At 71.9% G+C, this 16,105-nt stretch carries 14 protein-coding genes; 4 read left to right on the top strand and 10 right to left on the bottom strand.

Going from position 1 to position 16,105, the window contains the following annotated elements; all coding sequences use genetic code 11:
* The first annotated feature begins 8 nt into the window (after nt 1-8).
* Nucleotides 9-2,060, top strand: coding sequence for a PQQ-dependent sugar dehydrogenase (locus BLV96_RS38500; RefSeq protein ID WP_244180794.1), 2,052 nt, complete (start codon nt 9-11; stop codon nt 2,058-2,060).
* A 69-nt stretch (nt 2,061-2,129) separates the two neighbouring features.
* On the opposite strand, the gene BLV96_RS38495 is transcribed toward BLV96_RS38500, so the two are convergent.
* From BLV96_RS38495 to BLV96_RS38475, 5 genes are all read right to left on the bottom strand, one after another.
* Complete coding sequence (locus tag BLV96_RS38495) at nt 2,130-2,531, bottom strand: hypothetical protein (protein ID WP_091390157.1); 402 nt, start codon at nt 2,529-2,531, stop codon at nt 2,130-2,132.
* Nucleotides 2,531-3,349: a heavy metal-binding domain-containing protein gene (locus BLV96_RS38490; protein ID WP_244180792.1), complete on the bottom strand. Its 819-nt coding sequence runs from the start codon at nt 3,347-3,349 to the stop codon at nt 2,531-2,533. The genes BLV96_RS38495 and BLV96_RS38490 overlap by 1 nt, the downstream gene beginning before the upstream one ends.
* A 9-nt stretch (nt 3,350-3,358) precedes the next feature.
* Nucleotides 3,359-4,156, bottom strand: coding sequence for a heavy metal-binding domain-containing protein (locus tag BLV96_RS38485; RefSeq protein ID WP_244180790.1), 798 nt, complete (start codon nt 4,154-4,156; stop codon nt 3,359-3,361).
* Between the two features lie 91 nt (nt 4,157-4,247).
* On the bottom strand, nt 4,248-4,946 hold the full coding sequence (locus BLV96_RS38480; protein ID WP_091390151.1) for a heavy metal-binding domain-containing protein: 699 nt from the start codon (nt 4,944-4,946) through the stop codon (nt 4,248-4,250).
* Complete coding sequence (locus BLV96_RS38475) at nt 4,947-5,975, bottom strand: carbohydrate kinase family protein (RefSeq protein ID WP_091390148.1); 1,029 nt, start codon at nt 5,973-5,975, stop codon at nt 4,947-4,949. It abuts the gene before it with no gap.
* A gap of 113 nt (nt 5,976-6,088) precedes the next feature.
* Here BLV96_RS38475 and BLV96_RS38470 point away from each other — a divergent pair, with 113 nt between their 5' ends.
* Nucleotides 6,089-6,832 (top strand): DeoR/GlpR family DNA-binding transcription regulator, encoded by a 744-nt coding sequence (locus BLV96_RS38470; protein ID WP_091390146.1) that lies wholly within the window; start codon nt 6,089-6,091, stop codon nt 6,830-6,832.
* Nucleotides 6,829-8,112 (top strand): 6-phospho-beta-glucosidase, encoded by a 1,284-nt coding sequence (locus BLV96_RS38465; protein ID WP_091390144.1) that lies wholly within the window; start codon nt 6,829-6,831, stop codon nt 8,110-8,112. Before BLV96_RS38470 ends, BLV96_RS38465 begins: the two co-directional genes overlap by 4 nt.
* Nucleotides 8,113-8,135: 23 nt before the next feature.
* Here the strand turns inward: BLV96_RS38465 and BLV96_RS38460 are convergent, their stop codons facing one another.
* Nucleotides 8,136-8,834 carry an SDR family NAD(P)-dependent oxidoreductase gene (locus BLV96_RS38460; RefSeq protein ID WP_244180825.1) on the bottom strand — a complete coding sequence of 233 codons (699 nt, stop codon included), beginning with the start codon at nt 8,832-8,834 and terminating at the stop codon, nt 8,136-8,138.
* A 179-nt stretch (nt 8,835-9,013) separates the two neighbouring features.
* On the opposite strand from BLV96_RS38460, the gene kstD reads away from it, so the two are divergent.
* Nucleotides 9,014-10,732, top strand: a complete 1,719-nt coding sequence (gene kstD, locus BLV96_RS38455; protein ID WP_091390137.1) for a 3-oxosteroid 1-dehydrogenase — start codon at nt 9,014-9,016, stop codon at nt 10,730-10,732.
* Here kstD and BLV96_RS38450 read toward each other — a convergent pair.
* The 4 genes from BLV96_RS38450 to BLV96_RS38435 form a co-directional block, all read right to left on the bottom strand.
* Nucleotides 10,729-11,751, bottom strand: a complete 1,023-nt coding sequence (locus BLV96_RS38450) for an LLM class flavin-dependent oxidoreductase (protein ID WP_091390134.1) — start codon at nt 11,749-11,751, stop codon at nt 10,729-10,731. The two genes, kstD and BLV96_RS38450, sit on opposite strands and share 4 nt — an antisense overlap.
* 64 nt (nt 11,752-11,815) lie before the next feature.
* Entirely contained in the window at nt 11,816-12,415 is a 600-nt protein-coding gene (locus BLV96_RS38445; protein WP_091390131.1) for a TetR/AcrR family transcriptional regulator, read from the bottom strand.
* Between the two features lie 22 nt (nt 12,416-12,437).
* Nucleotides 12,438-13,277, bottom strand: coding sequence for a hypothetical protein (locus BLV96_RS38440; protein WP_208608434.1), 840 nt, complete (start codon nt 13,275-13,277; stop codon nt 12,438-12,440).
* A 1,140-nt stretch (nt 13,278-14,417) separates the two neighbouring features.
* Nucleotides 14,418-16,103 carry a TIGR03086 family metal-binding protein gene (locus BLV96_RS38435; RefSeq protein WP_086679194.1) on the bottom strand — a complete coding sequence of 562 codons (1,686 nt, stop codon included), beginning with the start codon at nt 16,101-16,103 and terminating at the stop codon, nt 14,418-14,420.
* Nucleotides 16,104-16,105 lie beyond the last annotated feature (2 nt).

Raw genomic sequence — 16,105 nt, 5'->3', positions numbered from 1 at the left:
GGACGGTTATGGGCAGACGGATTCGGGTGGGGGCGATGGCGCTCGCGCTGGCCGCCGCGACGATCAGCCCGGCGGGAGCCGCGGATTCCCTGTTGTCGCAAGGCAAGCCGGTGACGGCGTCGTCGTCGGGCGGGTGCTGCCCGGCGGCGAACGCGGTCGACGGCGACTCCGCGACCCGCTGGGCCAGCGCCGCCGGCGTCGATCCACAGTGGATCTACGTCGACCTCGGCGCGGCGGCGCACGTGAGCCGCGTCCGGTTGCAGTGGGACGCTTCCTGCGCCACGGCGTACGAAATCGACACCTCGGCCGACCACGTCACGTGGACGAAGATCTACGCGACCACCACCGGGAAAGGCGGCGTCGAAGACCTGACGTCGCTCGACGGCACCGGCCGGTACGTCCGGGTGTACGGCACGAAACGCTGCCGCACCGACGCGTCGAAGGGGTATTCGCTGCAGGAGTTCGGCGTCTACGGCTCGACCGGGGACGTCACGCCGCCGTCGCCGCCCGGGACGCCGACGCTCGTCTCGGTCACGCCCGCCAGCGCGACCATCGCGTGGACCGCGGCGAGCGACGACGCCGGCGTCGCCGGCTACGACGTCTACCGCGACGGCCAGCTCTGCGCGAGCACGACCGGCGCGTTGCAGGCCACCTGCGGCAACCTGAGCCCGAACGGCACGTACGGCTTCTACGTCAACGCGCGGGACGCCGCCGGGAACGTCTCGCAGGCCAGCGGCACGCTGTCGGTGAAGACGCCGCCGTCGGACGACCACACGCCGCCGTCCGTGCCGGGGAACGTGCACACGACCTCGGTCAGCAGCACGTCGATCGGTCTCGCGTGGACGGCGTCGACCGACGACGTCGGGGTCACCGGCTACCGGATCTACGACTCCGGCACGCAGCTCGGCACGTCCGACACGGCCGCCACCACCCTCGGCGGCCTGACCCCGGCCAAGGCGTACCACCTGCAGGTGCGGGCGGTCGACGCGAACGGCAACCTGAGCGACCCGAGCACGCCGGTCCTGGACGTCACGACCACCGGTGGCTCGAACTGCACGCCGGCGCAAGGGGTTTGCGGCGCGACGCAGGTCGCGACCGACGACGACGTCGTGTGGGGCCTGGTGTCCCTGCCCGACGGGACGATCCTCTACAACCAGCGCGACGCGCACGACATCGTCCACCTGAACCCGAAAACCGGCGCGAAGAAGACGATCGGGACCGTGCCGAACGTCCAGAGCACCGACGGCGAAGGCGGCCTGACCGGGCTGGAGGTCAACCCGGTGTCGTTCGCGTCCGACCACTGGCTCTACCTCATGCACACCTCGCCGAACGACAACCGGATCGTGCGGATCAAGTACGACCCGGCAGCCGACTCGCTCACCACGAGCACCGAGCAGGTCCTGCTGACCGGCATCGCGCGCAACAAGTTCCACAACGGCGGCCGGCTGCGCTTCAGCCCGGACGGCCGGTACCTGTTCGCCGGCACGGGCGACGCGCAGAACGGCGACAACGCGTCGAACACCAGCAGCCCCAACGGAAAGGTGCTGCGGATCAACCCGGACGGCTCGATCCCGGCGGACAACCCGTTCCACAACGCGGTGTGGAGCTACGGGCACCGGAACGTCCAGGGCCTGGCGTTCGACTCGCAGGGCCGGCTGTGGGAGCAGGAGTTCGGCAACAGCGTCATGGACGAGACGAACCTGATCGTGAAGGGCGGCAACTACGGCTGGCCTTCGTGCGAGGGAACATCGGGTTCCTGCACCGGTTTCCTCGCGCCGAAGAAGACGTACCCGGTGGCGCAGGGATCGTGCAGCGGCATCACGATCATCCACGACGCGCTGTACGTGGCGTGCCAGCGCGGCACGCGGCTGTACCGGGCGGTGATCGGCGGCAGCTCGCTGACGGACTTCCGGACGTTCTTCAGCGGGACGTACGGCCGGCTCCGCACGGTGGAACCGGCGCCGGAGGGCCGCATGTGGCTGGCGACCAGTGTGGACGGTGACAAGGACAGCACGCCGCACAACAGCCACAACAAGATCCTGCTGGTGACGGTCGGCTGAAGGGCACCTTCCGTGCATCTGATGAGACGAAGGTGCCCTTCAGCGCATCTCGTGCACTAAAGGTGCCCTTCAGCCGCCGAGGAGGCGCGAGAGTGCGTCCCGTGCTCTCGCGTCCTTCTCCGCCAACGCCGTCAGCTCCTGCGCGAGCGCCGCCAGCCAGTCGTCGACTGCGGCTTCCTTGCGGCTGATCACGACCCCGCGCACCACCTGGTGGATCTCCGCCGCGACCCCGCCGTGCTTGCCGGCGCTCAGCACCAGCACCCGGTCCGGCGTCCGCACGCGCACCGCCGTCGCCTGGCCTTCGCGGCCCGCCACGCGGTCGGCGAACGTGCGGTGCCGCTCCACCTCGACCATGCCCGGCGGCAGCGCGCCGCCCAGCGTGTCCGACAGGACCCGGTGGTAGGACTCGACGTCCGCGCGGTCCGTGCGCAGGGCCGCCGCCACCAGGTGGAAGTCCAGCTCGCCGCCCATCAGTCGGTGAGGGGCAGCACGAGCTGCGGCTTGGCGATGTGGTGGTCGGCGCGCAACGGCTTCACGGCCGTGCCGATCGCGAAGAACTCCGTCGTGTGCCCGCCCCAGCGGTGCGGCAGCGACAGCAGCTGCACCCCGACGATGCCCTCCGCCTCCAGCTGCTCCGCCTCGGCCTGCATCCGCGACATCGCGAGCTCGCGCGCGTCGTACAACGCCTCCGTGTACTGCGGGATCTCGACGTTCTGGCCGATGTTGCCCATCATCTGCCGGAACCGCTGGTGCGCGATGTGGTAGACGCACGTGCCCATGACCATGCCCAGCGGCGCGTAGCCGGCCTGCACCAGCGTCCAGAAGTCCTGTCCGGAAAGGTCGCTGGTGAACGGCTTTCCGGTGTTGTTGCGCCATTCGCCGGGCTCGTCGGCCTTCACCGCGGTGCCGACGGCGATGAACTCGGCGAGGTCGCTGCCGAACTCCTTGAACTCGATCTCCAACCGGACCGCGACGATCCCGTCGGCGCCCAGGATGTCCGCCTCCCTCTCCATCCGGGACATCGCCAGCTCGCGGGCGTGGTACATCGCCTGCGAAAGCCGGTCCAGCTCCTGGTTCTTGCTCCACCGTCCCATCTGGAACCCGACGTGGTAGATGCTCGAGCCGAGCACGAGCCCGAGCGGCCGGAACCCGGCTTCGCGCACGAGGAGGAACTCGTTGACGCTCAGGTCCGAGGTGAACAGGCTGGTCTTCTGGCCCGGTTTCATCTCGGCGAGCCGGCGCATCGCATCCTCGGGGATGTGCTGCGCGGCGGGGTCCGCGGTGGTCACGAAGCCTCCTCAGGAACGGTTCAACGGCAGGATCTTGAGCGCGCGGGTGGGCGCGGCGGGGCCTTCGTGGAAGCGGGCGATCGCGGTACCGATGACGCTGGCGATGCCGACGACCGCGACCTCCTGCACCGGCCACGTCCGCAACCGCAGGTCGGAGACGATGCCGCCGTCGGCGCCGCAGTCGTGGATCGCGCGGGCGAACTCCGCGCGGGCCGCGGCCCGGACCTGGTTGACGACCCTGGTCGGGGCGTCGACTTCGAGGTTGCCGGCCCAGAAGTTGGTCTGGTTCTGCATGTTGTAGTCGAACCGCCCGCGCGCGGCGACGCCGACCGCGACGCGCACCGGCACCCACCCGGCCTGCATCAGCTTGCCGACGTCCTGGCCGGGCAGGTCGGTGGTGAACAGCCGCCCGGGCCGTTGCGTGGTCTCGGCCCGCACGGCGGTGCCCAGCGCGACGAGCTCCTGGGCCGTGCCGTCGAGGGAGGTGGTCGTGAACCGGATGTCGAGCACGCCGTCCGCACCGAGCGCGCTCGCTTCCTCGGTGAGCCGGCCGAGCGCGGTCGCGTAGCCCTCGCGCAGCGTGGCCGCCATCTGCTGGACCTGCTCGGTGGCCCACTGGCTCAGCGCGGTCCAGCCGACCTGCTGCACGACGCAGCCCATGACCTCGCCGACGGGCGTGAAGCCGGCGACCTCGGCACCGACCGCGCCGGGCACGCTGAGCAGCGAGGTCCTGAGCCCGGACGCGGCGAAGCGGTCGACGCGCGCCCGCGCGACCGGCGGCAGGCCACGACCGTCCCACTCGGGCACCGGCTGACCTCCTTTCGCCGCGGCTCTTCCCATCGTGGCACGGATCCCCGTCCGGGCGCGGCGAAGTCGGAGCATGTCCGGAAGGTCGTGATCAGCCGAGTGGCAGGGCGCCGCGCGTGGCCGTCGGGGCGGGACCGTCGGCGCAGCGGGCGATCGCCGTGCCGAACACGCTCGCCACCGCTGCCGCCCCCGTGTGGCCCAACGCCCACGCGCGCAACGTCGTCGACGTCACCAGTCCGCCGTCCGCGCCCGATTCCGCCACCGCGGTCCCGAACTCCACCCGGGCCGCCGCGCGGACGCGCGTCACCAGCTCGGTCGGCATCGGCGCCTCCGCGCCCGGGCGGTCCGTCATCGCGAGGTCGTACGCGTGGCCGCCGCCGATGCCGATCGCCAGCGTCACCGGGACCCAGCCCGCCAGCAGCAGCTTGGCCACGTCCGGGCCGGACAGGCCCGTCGTGAACGGCCGGGCCGGGCGCTTGCCCCGGACCGCGCGGACCGCCGTGCCCAGCACGACGAACTCGCGGACCGTCGCGCTCACGCCGGTCACCGTGCAGGCGATCGCCAGTACGCCGTCCGCGCCCAGCGCCGTCGCCTCCGCGCGCAGCCGGTCCAACGCCGTCGCGTAACCGCGGCGCAGGCCCGAGACCGGATCCTCGGACTGCGCGACGACGCAGCCCATCACCTCGCCGACCGGCCGCAGCCCGACCGCTTCGGCGCTCACCGCGCCCGGCACCGACAGCAGGGACGTCCGCAGCCCGGACGTCGTGTAGCGGCCGGCGCGGGGGTGCACTCAGCGCCAGCTGTCGTCGCCGAAGCCGAGCGTCACCGGGCCGCGGCGGGACGTCTCGGCGATCGTTTCGGCGGGCAGGACGTCGTCGAGGAAGGCGTAGTCCGGCAGCCGGGTGCGGGCGTGCCACTCGGCGATCTCGTGCCAGCCCGGGGCGGCGAGCGCACCGCCGAAGTGCTGGACCGACAGGCTGGCCGTGAGGCCCGCGAAGCGCAGCCGGTCGGCCAGCGGCCAGCCGGTCAGGGTGGCGGCGACGAACCCCGCGCCGAAGACGTCCCCCGCGCCGGTCGCGTCGAGGACGTTCACCGGCAGCGCCGGGATGTCGGCCGTCTCGCCGGTGGTGCCGTCGACCGCGAGGACGCCGGCCGCACCGCGGGTGATGACCGCGACCGGGACGTGGTCGGCGAGCCTGGCCAGCGCCGCCTCGGGGGTGTCGGTGCGCGTGTAGCGCATGGCTTCGACGTCGTTGGGCAGGAACGCGTGGCAGCAGGCCAGCTGGTCGAGCAGCGTCGCCGACCACGTCTCGGACGGGTCCCAGCCGACGTCGGCGAAGACGAGGCTGCCGGCCTGGTGCGCGGTGTGGACCCACTCGGCGGTGTCGAGGCCGATGTGCGCGACGGTCGCGCGGCTCCGCGGCGGGCAGCCGGCCAGCTCGGCGACCGGGACGGGCGGCGGGTGGCCGTGGGTGACCATCGCGCGGTCGCCGGCGTAGGCCAGCGAGACCGTGACGGGGGAGTGCCATTCCGGGAACCGCCGCGACCGCGAGAGGTCGATGTTTTCCTGCCGGGACAGGACGTCCCAGCAGTAGCGCCCGTAGACGTCGGTGCCGAACGCCGCCGCCAGCGACGTCCGCAGGCCGAGGCGGCTCAGCGCGACCGCGAAGTTCGCGATGCCGCCCGGCCCGGAGCCCATGCCGCCCGTCCACACCTCCGTGCCCGGCGCCGGCGGGTGCTCGAGCCCGGTGAAGACCAGGTCGAAGAACAGCAGGCCGGACAGGAAGACATCGATGTCGGGTACGGACTCTTCCGGCACGGGCGCCTCCGGGGATCGAGGATGCGCACGAGCGTGCTTCAGATGCGCGGAATGCGCAAGACCTGCGCAAACTCGATCGGCTGGTGAGCGGGTTTGACTGCTATCGTCCCCGCATGCTGCCCCAGCGTCGCCACGAGCTGATCCTGCGGGCCCTTCGCGCGGAGGGCCCCGCGCCGGTCGGCGTGCTGGCCGAGCGGCTCGGCGTCAGCCAGGCCACCGTGCGCCGCGACCTGGTGCTCCTCGGCCGCGAAGGCCGCCTGACCCGCGTCTACGGCGGGGCGATGGCGGCCGGCGACGAGCCGTTCGCGCGCGTGGCCGCCGAGCGGGCGGACGAGAAGGACGCCGTCGCCCGGCGCGCGGCGGACCTGGTCGCCGACGGCGACACCGTGCTGCTCGACATCGGCACGACCGCGCACCGGCTGGCGCGCCACCTGCGGGACCGGGCGCTGACCGTGATCACCAGCAGCCTCGCCGTCTACGAAGAGCTGAAGGACGCCGACGACGTCCAGCTCGTCCTCCTCGGCGGCGTGGTGCGGCGCAGTTATCACTCGATGGTGGGCTTCCTGACCGAGGACGCGCTGCGCCAGGTGCGCGCCGGCACGGTGTTCTTGGGCACCAGCGGTGTTCGCGGCGACGGGCACGTCATGGACTCGACCGTCGTCGAGGTGCCGGTCAAGCGCGCGATGGTGGCCGCGGCCGACCGCGTGGTGCTGCTCGCCGACGCCGGCAAGTTCCCCGGCACCGGGCTGGCGAAGGTGTGCGGGCCGGACGCGCTCGACGTCGTCGTCACGACACCGGGCGCCGACGAGCCGACGTGTGCGACCCTGCGCGAGGCGGGCGTCGAGGTGCTGCGGTGAGGCTCGCGATCCTCGGTGGCGGCGGGTTCCGCGTGCCGCTGGTGCACGGCGCGCTGCTGGCGGACGGCGGCGTCACCGAGCTGGTCCTGCACGACGTCGACGCCGGGCGGCTCGCGGCGATCGAGCGGGTCCTGGCCGAGCAGGCCGCGGGTGTGGCGAACGCGCCGCGCGTGCGGACGACCACCGATCTCGCCGTCGCACTGTCCGATGTGGACTTCGTGTTCTCCGCCATCCGCGTCGGCGGGCTGCGCGGACGCCGGCTCGACGAACAGATCGCGCACGCGGAAGGCGTGCTGGGACAGGAAACCGTGGGGGCGGGCGGGATCGCGTACGGGCTGCGGACGGTCCCGGTCGCCGTCTCCCTCGCCCGGACGATCGCCGAGCTGGCGCCGCGCGCGTGGGTCATCAACTTCACCAATCCCGCCGGGATGGTCACCGAAGCCATGGCCGCGCACCTCGGCGGCCGCGTGCTCGGCATCTGCGACTCGCCGGTCGGGCTGTGCCGCCGCGTCGCGCGGGCCTTGCGGATCGACCCGGCGACGGCGTGGTTCGACTACGCCGGCCTCAACCACCTGGGCTGGCTGCGCGCGGTCCGCGTCGGCGGCCGGGACGTCCTGCCGGAGCTGCTCGCCGACACCGGGGCCCTCGAATCCTTCGAGGAGGGTGCGCTCTTCGGCGCGGAGTGGCTGCGCGCGCTCGGCGCGTTGCCCAACGAATACCTGCACTATTACTACTTCGCGCGCGAGGCCGGCGGTTCGGCGTCGCGCGGTGCGCAGTTGCTGGACCAGCAACGCGGTTTCTACGCCGAGCCTTCGCTGTCTTCGTGGGAATGCACCCGGTTGGAGCGCGAAGCGACCTACATGGCCGAGACGCGCGAAGGAGAGCGTGACGATCTCGAGGGCGGCGGCTACGAGCACGTCGCACTGGCGTTGATGCGGGCCATCGCGCACGGCGAGCGCACGACGCTGATCCTCAACGTCCGCAACGGATCCGCGCTCCCGGGTGTACCGGCGGACGCGGTCGTCGAGGTGCCGTGCGAGGTCGACGCGAACGGCGCGCGACCGCTCGCCACCGAGCCCCTCGCCGACCACGAACTGGGCCTGGTGACGACGGTCAAGGCCGTCGAGCGGGCGACGATCGAAGCGGCGACGACGGCTTCACGCGCGGCGGCGCTGCGAGCGTTCGCGCTGCACCCGCTGGTCGACTCGGTCTCGGTGGCGCGGCGGCTGCTCGACGCCTATGTCGCCGCACACCCGGAACTCGCTTACCTGTCCGGTTAGCAGCAACGGCGCCGACCGCTGAGCTAGACCGCGGCCATCGCGTTGAACTCCGCTTCGGCCTCCTCGCGCTCGACATACAGCGACCACGCCTTGTCGGCGATGTCGTCCGGGTTCAGCGTCCCGGCCGTGAACCCGTGATCCTGGGACGTGAACTCCCGGTGGATGTCGCCGCGCTCGATGAGGCCGCCGATCGTGAGCGCGCCCGCGTAGACGCCCGTTTCGCGCAGGGCCGCGTTCAGCGTCAGGACGTACATGCGCAGCGCCGCCGACGCCGGCCCGAAGCTGCCCAGCATCGGCATCGGGTACTTGCCGCTCAGGCCACCGGCGAAGAGCAGCGCGCCCGACCCGCGGTCGAGCATGCGCGGCAGGACCGCTTCGACGAGCCTGGCCGCCGGCAGCACGATCGACTCGAACGGCGCGCGCACGAGGTCGGCGCCCGCTTCGGTCAGCGGGACGGGACGGGGACCGGAGAGGTCCGCCGGGCCGAAGTACACCGTGTCGAGCTCTCCGGCGTCGGCTTCGATGCGCGCTAGAACGTCTTTCAGTTCGGCGGGGTCGGTCACGTCCGCGGCGTAGGTGTGCGTCGTGCCGCCCACGGACTCCCGGTAGCTCGCGTGCCGGGTGTCGGTGCGCGAGACCAGCGCCGTCGTGAAGCCTTCACGGCCGAAGCGGCGGGCGATCGACAGGCCGAGCCCCGGGCCGACCCCCAGGACGGCGATCACTTTGGACAAAGGTCCTCCTCGAATTAACTTGAGACTCATCTCAACTTAGCCACAACCTGAGGGTGCCGTCAACTTGGTGCGGCGAATGTCGTCATGGGTTCGGACCAGTGGCCTACCGCACTGCTCCAAGCGTGTAGAACCTGTTCCAGTTTCCGGAGTGGACCGACACGATGTGCGCCATGGATGCCGAGCTGACCCGCCGCCAGATCCTGCGCGGCACCGCGGCGGGCGTGGGCCTCGCCATGACCCCCGGGCTCGCGAACGCCGCTGTGGCCGCCGCCGAGTACGACGTCGTCGTGGTCGGCGCGGGTGCCGCCGGGATGACCGCGGCGCTGACGGCGGCCAAGCGCGGGCTCAGCGTCGTCGTGCTGGAGAAGGCGCCGACGTTCGGCGGGTCCGCGGCGCGCTCCGGCGCCGGCATCTGGATCCCGAACAACCCGGTGCTGCTCGCCGCCGGCGTGCCGGACACCCCGGCCAAGGCCGCCCAGTACCTCGCCGCCGTCGTCGGCCCGGACGTCCCGGCCGCGCGGCAGGAAGCGTTCCTGCGCAACGGGCCGGCCATGATCGCGTTCGTCCTGGCCAACAGCCCGCTGCGGTTCCGCTGGATGGAGGGCTACAGCGACTACTACCCGGAGCTGCCGGGCGGGCTGCCGAACGGCCGCTCGATCGAGCCGGACCAGTTCGACGGCAACCTCCTCGGCGCGGAGCTGGCGAACCTGAACCCGCCGTACCTCGCCACGCCGGCCGGGATGGTGGTGTTCAGCGCCGACTACAAGTGGCTGAACCTGGCCGCGGTCAACGCGAAGGGCGCGGCGGTCGCCGCCGCGTGCCTCGCCCGCGGCACGGCCGCGGCGCTGGCCGGGCAGAAGCCGCTCACCATGGGGCAGTCGCTCGCCGCGGGCCTGCGCGTAGGCCTGCAGCGGGCGAACGTCCCGGTGCTGCTGAACACGCCGTTGCTCGACCTGAACGTCGAAAACGGGGCGGTGACAGGGGTTCTGACGCCGAACGGGCTGGTGCGGGCGCGGCGCGGCGTGATCGTCGGGACGGGCGGGTTCGAGCACAACGCCGCGATGCGCGCGCAGTACCAGCGGCAGCCGATCGGCACCGCGTGGACGGTCGGCGCGAAGGAGAACACCGGCGACGGCCACCGCGCCGGGCAGCGGGCCGGCGCGGCGCTCGACCTGATGGAGGACGCGTGGTGGGGCCCGGCCATCCCGATCCCGGGCGACCCGTACTTCTGCCTGGCCGAGCGGACGCTGCCCGGTGGGCTGATCGTCAACCAGGCGGGCAAGCGGTTCGTCAACGAAGCCGCGCCCTACAGCGACGTCGTGCACGTGATGTACGACAAGAACCCCACCGAGCCGGACATCCCCGCGTGGCTCGTCGTCGACCAGAACTACCGGAACAAGTACCTGTTCCGCGACACCCTGCCGCTGTTGCCGCTGCCGGACGCGTGGTACTCGGCGGGCGCGGTGTACAAGGCGTCGAGCATCCAGTCACTGGGCTCGGCGATCGGCGTACCGCCCGCCGCGCTGAAGTCCACAGTAGACAGATTCAACGGCTTCGCGTGGTCCGGTGTGGATGGTGACTTCCGCCGCGGCGCGAGCGCGTACGACCACTACTACACCGACCCGCTGGTGCTGCCCAACTCGTGTCTCGCACCGCTGTGGGCGCCGCCGTTCTACGCGTTCAAGATCGTGCCCGGCGACCTCGGCACCAAGGGCGGCATGCGCACCGACGCCCGCGCCCGCGTGCTCCGCCCCGACGGCTCGGTGATCCCGGGCCTGTACGCGGCGGGCAACGCGAGCGCGGCGGTGATGGGCCACAGCTACGCGGGCGCCGGGTCGACGATCGGCCCGGCGATGACGTTCGGGTTCGTCGCCGGGAACGACGTCTAGAACTCCTTTTCCACCAGCGGAAGCACCTCGGTGCCGAGCAGTTCGATGGCGCGCATGACGTCCTTGTGCGGCACGCCCGACCAGTCCATCTGCAGGGCGTACCGGTCGGCGCCGGTGAGCTTCCCGACGGTGATCAGCCGGTCGGCGATCTCCCGCGGGCTGCCGACGAACAACGCCTGCGCGTTGTGGGTGTAGGAGTCGTACTCCGCGCGGGTCGGGACGGCCCAGCCGCGGGCTTTCGCGCCGTACTTCATCGTCTCGAGCCAGTACGGGTAGAAGGTTTCCTTGGCGTCCTGGGACTTTTCGGCGATGAACCCGATGGCGCTCATCGTGACGTGCAGGTCCCGCTGGTCGCCGGCCTCGCCGGCTTGGCGGTAGAGGTCGACGAGCGGGGCGAACCGTTCGGGCCGGCCGCCGATCACGGCGTAGACGACGGGCAGGCCCAGCAGCCCGGCCCGGATCGACGACTCCGGGTTGCCGCCGGTGCCGATCGAGATGCGCAGGTGGTCGCCGTACGGACGGGGCAGGATCCGCGCGTTGTCCAGCGGCGGGCGGAACTTGCCGGACCAGGTGAGCGGGTCCTCGCGGTCGATGTGCAGGAGCAGGGCGAGCTTCTCTTCGAAGAGCTCGTCGTAGTCGCCGAGGTCGCTGCCGAAGAGCGGGAAGGACTCGGTGAACGACCCGCGGCCGGCGAGCAGCTCGGCGCGGCCGTGGCTGAGCTGGTCGAGGGTGGTGAACTGCTGGTAGACGCGGACGGGGTCCTCGGTGCTCAGCACGGTGACGGCGGAGCTGAGGGTGATCCGGTTCGTGATGCTCGCCGCGGCGGCCAGGACGGTGCCCGGGCTGGAGATCGCGTACTGGTCGAGGTGGTGCTCGCCGAGGCCGTAGAAGCCCAGGCCCAGTTCGTCGGCGAGCTTGATGCGTTCGAGGGTGTCGGTCAGCGTCTGCGCGACGGACGGCTGCTCGCCGGTGCGGGGGTCCGGCGCGCGGTCGCCGAAGCTGTAGATGCCGAGTTTCATAGAGCGTTCAACTACCTAGGGGGTGGATTCGTTCCCGAAGCGAGCCTGTCGAGCGCCGGCTCGGTCATCGGACCTCCGCGGTCAGGGCGAGTTCGTGGGCCAGCGCCTGCTCGACCCACCGGGTGCAGTCGTCGGCGGTGACCGTGTCTTCGCGGGCGACGACCTGCACGGCGAGCCCGTCGAGCAGGGCGGTCAGCCGCCAGGCGGCACCGTGCGGATCCGGGCACCGGAACTCGCCGGCGGCGACCCCCTCGGTGATGAGCGAGACGACGGCGTCACGCCACCGCAGGTCGAGCCGCTGGACGACCTCGCGCAGTTCGGCGTCCCGCATCGCGGCGGCGCCGGCCTCGATCCACAGGTGCCAGCCGGCGGTGGGCTCGGCCGGCCCGTAGAGAGCGAGGACGGCACGCAGCCGTTCACCGACCGGGCCGGGGCGGGCCAGCTCGTCGCGCAGGACGGCGAGGTTGCGCTCGGCCGCTTGCCGGAAGGCCTCGATGATGAGGGCTTCGAGCGTGCCGAAGTGGTAGAAGACGAGCGCGGTGCTGACCCCGAGGGACCGCGCAACATCGGCGGCCCGCACCCCGGCGATGCCCCGCGACCGCACCTGGTCGAGCGCGGCGAGCAGGATTTCTTCCCGCCGGACGGCGACCTCCTTGCGCTTCATGGGGCAACGGTACCCGGGTGGGTCAGCACCGCAGCTCGGTGACGAGCGCCCGCAGCCACGGCCCGGCGATCGCGGGTTCGGCGGAGATCGCCCGGACGAGCCGGTCCCGCGTTTCGGCGGACCGCCCGGCATCGACGAGGGCGAAGGCCTCCGCCAGCGCGCGCCGGGTCGCCCCGCCGTGGTCGGGCGTCCGCACGGTCTCATCGCTCCACCGCTGCCGCGGGAAGGAGGGAGTCAGCTTCGGCTGGTCATCGCCGAAGTAGAACCAGACATCCCGCGCGAGCGAGACGTTCCGCACGGCGGCGGCCGGCAGCTCCCGCGTCCAGTCGACGTCTTCCTGCCACCGCCAGGCATCCGGCCGGACGGGCTGCCGCAGGGTGACGCCGAGGAACCGCAGCTTCCGCCGGATGACGTGCCAGGCCTCGCGTTCGTCGTCGATCCAATCGCGCAGCCGGAGGTAGAGCTCGGTGAAGGTATCGCCTTCGAAGACGAGATCGACGAAGACGGTGGGCCGCGTCCCGCGCGCGAGTGCGTAGGGGGTGATGCCGTTCTCGGCGAGGTTTTCCCGGAGGGTCTCGACATCCCGGCGGCTGTAGGTCAGCCGCGGTTTGAGCGAGATCGGCAGCTGGTGGACGCGGTCGTGCCAGGAGGTCCGTTCGAGGGCCCCGCCGAGGAGGTCGTGCATGCTGTCGAGCGAGCGGCCGACGAAGTGGAGTTCGCCGTCACCGCACCGGGCGAGGACTTTCGCGGTGGCTTCGGTGAGGTCGTCGAGGAACCAGAGGCGGGGTTGCTTGGTGTGGTCGAGGAGTGTCCCGACCTGGTCGGGACGCACCAGGTCCCACCGGAATGGTCGGTTCGTCATGGGGTTGAGGGTAGGGACGGGTTTGGTTGGGGGCAAAGGGTTTTGGGGTGGGTATTCGGTTGCGGTGGGGCGGTGTTTCGTGGTTGGGCTGAGGAAGCTTGTTGCCGGGCAACGGCTTGGCGCGGTCAGCAGGGCGGCGGCGGCAAGTTTGGCTCGCGGCGGGGAGAGCTGCTGTTGGGAGCCTGGTGGGGCGGTCGTGATCAGGAGTTTGGTTTGCCGGCGGGAAAGGCTGTTGCTGGGAAAGCCCCGGCGGGACGGCCACGGAAGAATGCTGCAGCGGAGGCAATCGGCGTGCTGGTCCGGTGCGGTTGCGGCCTTGGGGAGCCGGCATCGGGAAGATGCTGCTGAGCCTGTCGGCGGAGGAAGGCGGCCGAATCGCGAGGGCTCGGCGCGCTGGTGGGCTCGGTCTGGAGAACCGCTGGTTGCGAGAGGATGCTGCTGCGGGAGGCCCTGAGTCGGCCGGCCGGTCGGGAGGGATGGTGCCGGCACTGATCAGGGCGGCGGGGGAGGGGTTGCTGCTGGGAGGCGCTGAGCTAGCTTGGGAAGGGTGTTGCTGGTGGGTTGCTGGGGAGGGGTTGCTGCCGGCGAATCCTGGGCCGAGTGACTCGGGAGGGGTTGCTGTCAGAGGATCCTGGGCCGGGTGGCCGGGCCGGGCGACCGAGTTGCCAGGCGGCCGAGCAACCCGGGCGGTCGGGTGGCTGGGTGATCCGGGTGGTTGGGTGGTCGGGTTGGGTGGCTGAAGGTCCGGGCGGCGAGGTGGCCAGGCGGCTGAGCGACCTGGGCGGCCGGGTGGCCAGGTGGCCGGGCGACCTGGGCGGTCGGGTGGCTGGGTGATCCGGATGGCTGGGTGGTCGGGGTTGGGTGGCTGAAGGGCCGAGCGGCGAGGTGGCCGAGTTGCCGGGTGGCTGGGCGACCCTGGCGATCCGGGTGGCTGGGGGATCCGGGTGGCTGGGTGGTCCGGTTGGGTGGCTGAAGGGCCGAGCGACGAGGTGGCCGAGTTGGCAGGCGGCCGAACTGCCCGGCCGCCAGCTACCGAGAGGCCGCTGCCGGAACCCCTCAACCAGCCCGGCGGCAACTCCCACGGCCGGCGAACGCCAGAACCGGGGAAACCGTCTCCGCGGTTCCCCGGCCCCGGGCCACTCACACCGTCCACTGAGGATCGCGGCCCAGGTACCGCAGCAGCCGCGAAGCCGCGTCGTCCTTCTCCGACTCCTCCAAAGCCGGCGCGTACGCGAACCCCCGCAACGGTTCCGCCAGCTCCTTCGCCACCGGCAGCAGCGATTCCGCCAGATGCTCACTCAACGGGGACTCCTGACCCGTCGCCACGGCGATGTCCCACGCGTGGACCGCCGCGTCCAGCGCTGCCGCCCCCACCGCCACCGGTGCCGGGAGCGCGCCCTGGGGAAGGGGCGTCGGGACTTCCGTTGCCGTACGGGAAACCGTTGCGAACGCTGCCGCCGACGCCGCCAGGGTCGGCTCCAGGAAGCCCAGTGCGTCCTCCAGCGAGCCCGACGGGGCGAACGGGTTGAAGTTCGGGCCCTCCTCGCCCGTGATGAACGCCGCGTAGCCCTGCTGGTCGCCGCCCGCGTGGTGGATCACCTGGTTCACCGTCCACTCCGCGCACGGGGTCGGGAGGGTGCCGTCCGTCACCCCCGCCACGGCCGCGCGCAAGGCGTTGTGCGCCGCCGTCAGGACCGGCCAGCTGTTCAGCCCCGCGAAGAACCCGCGGATGTCCGCCACCAGGATCTCCGGGGCTTCGTGCGCCGAGTAGTGGCCGGCCGCGTCGCGGGGGCCGCCGCTTCCCGAACTCGTGTCGTACGCGTTCCAGCTCACGATGTTCGCGTGGTCTCTCTCGGCGAACCGGCGGATCGACTGGAAGTCGCCCGCGAACATCGCCAGGCCCGTCGGGACCGTCGTCGGGCCCTCCGGGTGAGCCGTCGTGTGCGCGTCCTCGAAGTAGAAGCGGATCGACGAGCCGCCCGTGCCCGTCAGCCAGTACAGCGCCACGTTCGCGAGCACGAAGTCCGCGTCGAGGTGCTCGCCGAACAGCTGGGCGTTCCACGCCAGCAACGCCAGCGGGGAGTCGGCCAGCGCGAACGCCAGGGTGTGCGGCTGCTGGCTGTGCAAGGTGTTGAAGGAAAACATATTCTCGTAGAACCACTGCAGGTGCGCCAGCGCGGCCTGGTCGGCCTCGGTCAGGTCCGCCAGCTCCGCCGGGTCGCCCGACGGGAACGAGAACAGCTGCGTGACGTGCACGCCGACGACCTTCTCCGGCGCGAGCCGGCCGATCTCCGGCGAGATCATCGACCCCGCGTCGTTGCCCGCCGCGCCGTAGGACTCGTAGCCCAGCCGGCTCATCAGCTCCGCCCACGCCGCCGCCGTGCGGTGCGTGCCCCAGCCCGCCGCCTTCGTCGGGCCCGAGAACCCGAAGCCCGGCAGCGACGGGATCACCAGGTGGAACGCCGGCTCGTCGGCCGACTCCGGCTCGGTCAGCGGACCGATCACGTCGAGGTACTCGACGATCGAGCCCGGCCAGCCGTGCGTCAGCACCAGTGGCGTCGCGTCCGCCCGCGACGACCGGACGTGCAGGAAGTGGATCGTTTCGCCGTCGATCTCCGTCACGAACTGCGGGTACGCGTTGAGCCGCTCCTCGAACGCCCGCCAGTCGAACTTCTCCAGCCAGTGCTCGGCCAGCGCGCGGACCCGCTCGTTCGTCACGCCGTACTCGGCGGGCAGGTCGTCCGGCCACAGCGCCCGCTGGAGACGCCCCCGCAGGTCGTCCAGGGCGGGCTGGGGGACCTCGGCGCGGAACGGGCGAACGGTCATGG

It is taken from the genome of Amycolatopsis pretoriensis, assembly GCF_900107925.1.
In the GTDB taxonomy this organism is placed as follows: domain Bacteria; phylum Actinomycetota; class Actinomycetes; order Mycobacteriales; family Pseudonocardiaceae; genus Amycolatopsis; species Amycolatopsis pretoriensis.
Note: the sequence above shows the minus strand (reverse complement) of the source record. Positions and strands in the feature narration are given on the sequence as shown.